This window comes from Zhongshania sp., assembly GCF_041584495.1.
Lineage (GTDB): Bacteria > Pseudomonadota > Gammaproteobacteria > Pseudomonadales > Spongiibacteraceae > Spongiibacter.
On record NZ_JBFHDY010000256.1, the window covers coordinates 1 to 1,987 of the forward strand.

Consider the following 1,987-nt stretch of genomic DNA (forward strand, 5'->3'; position numbering starts at 1 on the left):
ACCCCACGCTAAACCCACCGTTGCTCCAGCGAAGGCTTAACGGCAACGACACCAGACCAAATCAATCGTCACTCCTGCGGAGGCAGGAGTCTATCCCAGCAACGAAGTTTGGGCTTAGACGTTGGGGTAATAAGGCATTCACTACGCTCACATGGATCCCTGCCTGCGCAGGGATGACTTGATGGCTACGGTGGGTTTAGGGCGCGGGGGGCTCTGCCTGCGCAAGTACGGCCGTAAGCGCGCCAAGCTACGCTGGTCGTCACTCCCACGGAGGCATAGCGCCAGCCAAACCAACCGTCACTCCTGCGAAGGCATAGCGCCAGCCAAACCAACCGTCACTCCTGCGAAGGCAGGAGTCTAGTCCGGCTTATAATATCGCTTCAAAGCAGCTCAGGGTAAAGGTCTTGCCATTCGGGATTTTTTTCTTCAATGAGGCGAACTTTCCATGCACGCTTCCACCGTTTAAGCTGTTTTTCGCGGATAATAGCCGCGTACATCTCTTGGTGCAATTCAATGTAGACCAAGCGGTGAACCGAGTAGCGTTGACTAAAGCCCGTGACCAAGTTGGCTTTGTGCTGGTAAATTCGAGCAGCAATATTGCTTGTTACGCCGATATAGAGGGTGCCGTGCGGCTTGCTGGCAAGTATGTATACACAGGGCTGTTTCATTGGCGGCCGTCCTTGGCTGCAGATTGAGCTTTATTTTACCCAACGGCAATTAACTTCTCATACTTCACCATTAATTGCTCCTCGGTCTCGATAAATGCCGGGTCAAGTGGAATGCAATCCACAGGACAAACCTGCTGACACTGGGGTTCGTCAAAATGGCCAACGCATTCGGTGCAGCGATTGGGGTCTATTTCGTAAATGCTGCCGCCTTGATAAATGGCTTCGTTGGGGCACTCAGGCTCACACACGTCACAGTTAATGCATTCCTCGGTAATAATTAGCGCCACTGCATGCTCACTTGCGGGGAGGGAAGCGCGCGTTGAGTGCTTTACTCACATTGTCGGGCACAAAACGCGACACTTCGCCGCCCATACTGGCGATTTCTCTGAGCAATGACGACGACACATACGACAGCGACTCGCCTGGCGTTAAAAACACAGTCTCTATACCTGGCGCCAGTGAACGGTTCATATTGGCTAGCTGTAATTCATACTCATAATCCGCCACGGTACGAACGCCGCGCAGAATAATGCTACAGTTTTGCGCCTTAGCCAGCTCCACCGTTAATCCAGTAAAACTGCATACTTCAATATTGGGCACATGAGCCAAGGCCTCGGCGCACAAATCCATACGCTCTTTAAGCGCAAACATGGGCACCTTTTTCTCGCTGTTAGCCACGGCAAGCACAACCGTGTCAAACAACTTACAAGCCCGCTCAACCAAATCAATATGGCCACGAGTAATGGGGTCGAACGTGCCGGGATAGATAATACGTTTCATAGCTCACCGAATATGCGTGCGGCAGATAGTTCGGGCAATTGGCTTTTAAACTCACATTGCACCGAAGGCGTAGCGGAATTTTAACGCAATACACCGGCGGTTCATAACCCCATGTGTAGCTGGGGCCATAAGGCATTCGCTGCCGCTCACATGGATCCCTGCCTGCGCAGGGAAGACGTTTAGGGATTTGCGGTCCTTGCCTGCGCAGGGAAGACTTGATGGGTGCTGCGAGTTTAATGCATGGTCCGTCATGGCCTGCGCAAGTATGGCAGCAACCACCCCACGCTAAACCCACCGTTGCTCCAGCGAAGGCTTAACGGCAACGACACCAGACCAAATCAATCGTCACTCCTGCGGAGGCAGGAGTCTATCTCAGCAACGAAGTTTGGGCTTAGACGTTGGGGTAATAAGGCATTCGCTGCCGCTCACATGGATCCCTGCCTGCGCAGGGAAGACGTTTAGGGATTTGCGGTCCTTGCCTGCGCAGGGAAGACTTGATGGGTGCTGCGAGTTTAATGCATGGTCCGTCATGGCCTGCG

Annotated in this window: 3 protein-coding genes; all 3 read right to left on the minus strand. The window is 53.0% G+C overall.

The window, feature by feature from the left end:
• Positions 1-380 precede the first annotated feature (380 nt).
• From ABYP33_RS18855 to coaD, 3 genes are read right to left on the minus strand one after another with little or no spacing between them, the layout of a single operon-like run.
• Positions 381-668, minus strand: coding sequence for a GIY-YIG nuclease family protein (locus ABYP33_RS18855; RefSeq protein ID WP_373092866.1), 288 nt, complete (start codon positions 666-668; stop codon positions 381-383).
• 35 nt (positions 669-703) lie between these two features.
• Positions 704-955: a YfhL family 4Fe-4S dicluster ferredoxin gene (locus ABYP33_RS18860; RefSeq protein ID WP_373092868.1), complete on the minus strand. Its 252-nt coding sequence runs from the start codon at positions 953-955 to the stop codon at positions 704-706.
• Between the two features lie 7 nt (positions 956-962).
• Positions 963-1,448, minus strand: a complete 486-nt coding sequence (gene coaD / locus ABYP33_RS18865) for a pantetheine-phosphate adenylyltransferase (protein WP_062382515.1) — start codon at positions 1,446-1,448, stop codon at positions 963-965.
• Positions 1,449-1,987: the final 539 nt, after the last annotated feature.

Coding starts and splice junctions, on each gene's coding strand:
- ABYP33_RS18855 (WP_373092866.1), bottom strand. CDS start 668: ATGAAACAGCCCTGTGTATACATACTTGCCAGCAAGCCGCACGGCACC.
- coaD (WP_062382515.1), bottom strand. CDS start 1,448: ATGAAACGTATTATCTATCCCGGCACGTTCGACCCCATTACTCGTGGC.